This window comes from Nonomuraea sp. NPDC049152 (assembly GCF_040648355.1).
Classification (GTDB): Bacteria; Actinomycetota; Actinomycetes; order Streptosporangiales; family Streptosporangiaceae; genus Nonomuraea.
The window spans coordinates 1-1,302 of sequence record NZ_JBEZDO010000100.1; the positions used below are offsets into that span (position 1 = coordinate 1).

A 1,302-nucleotide genomic window follows, 5' to 3' on the forward strand; every position below is an offset into this window, starting at 1 on the left:
CCGCGCCCGTAGACCGAACGGTGGATCGCCGACCAGTAGACCTAATCCAACCGCAACGACGAAAGGGACATCAGCTCGCGTAACGCACTCTGAGACATCACACCTAGAGGGCTGCCCCCACTAGGTCTAGCAGCACGTCGACGGGGGCGATATCCCGGATTTCATTACATGGAGCTTGTCGGGTATCGGCTGCTAGCTGCCAGATCGACGCCCGGTGAGCAACTGTCACATCCTGTGTATCGATGAGTGTGGTCGGACTTCCCAGGTCGGCCGTTGGAGCTGATCGTTGTACACGATGATGTCGGCGTGATCGGTTGGGCGGGCTGTGGCGAAGTAGAGCTGTTGGGAGGGGATATAGCGGTTGCGCCAGGACCGTTCGATTTCGGCGGTGTCGGCGGTTGATCCAGCCAGCGCTGTGCCCCGGTCCCGGGCGCGATCTACCGTCTGCTCGAATGGGACGGACACGAAGATGCGCAGGTCCCACCGGTCGATGAGTTCTGGGCGCAGGAGGAAGACTCCGTCGAAGAGCAGTACGGCGTCTGCGTGGGCGGTCGTGGCCGACGGGGACGATGGGGTGTCGGTGTCTCTGTCGTAGACCGCGTGTTGGAACCTTCGGTCTCCGCCTGGGCCCAGCGGATCGAGGAGGACCCGGCACAGCGCGGCGTGGTCGTGGGCGTCGAAGTAGCAGCCTTCGGCCGAGTACTGGCCGCGTCGGTAGCGCTGTGCACGGGGGACGAGGAAGTCGTCGATGGTCGCGCGGATGACGTCGCGGTCCTGCGCGCGCAGGACGACGGCGAGCTCGTCGGCCAGTGTGGTCTTGCCGGCGGCGGGCGGCCCGTCGATGGCGACCCGCAGCGGGTGCGCGGCCGTGACGGACCTGATCGCCTCGGCCAGCCGACTGATGAGCTCGCCGCGGGTGCCTTGGTCCATTGCTGCCTCTCTCACGGTTTCTCTGTTTAGCACCGCACGTCAGGCTGCGGTCGCCCTCCCGGACGATCTCGTCGATCAACGACGCCGCCACAGGCGACCCGGCCGACGCGACAACATCGCGATCGGACGGGTCGGGGACTACGGTGAGCATGGGTGTACCTTCCCGACCGACGTTGGCGCGTCGGCCATGCGTGAGACCTACAGACGATCACCGGGAAGGTACACCCCTCCCGGCCGATCCACAGGGTCTCAAGCATTACTCCGCCCCGGTTGGGCTGCTAGGGCGCGTATTGGGTCGTGATCAATCTGTCGATTCGCCCTCGTGGTGAGGCCTGGACCGGTAGATCTTGTTCCGTGACGCGAGTGCAACTG

Annotated in this window: 1 protein-coding gene; it reads right to left on the reverse strand. The window is 65.1% G+C overall.

The genetic code is table 11. The annotated features are described in order from the left end of the window. Window positions 1-225: 225 nt before the first annotated feature. Window positions 226-930, reverse strand: a complete 705-nt coding sequence (locus AB0B45_RS51500; protein ID WP_358146396.1) for a cytidylate kinase family protein — start codon at window positions 928-930, stop codon at window positions 226-228. Between the last annotated feature and the right edge of the window lie 372 nt (window positions 931-1,302).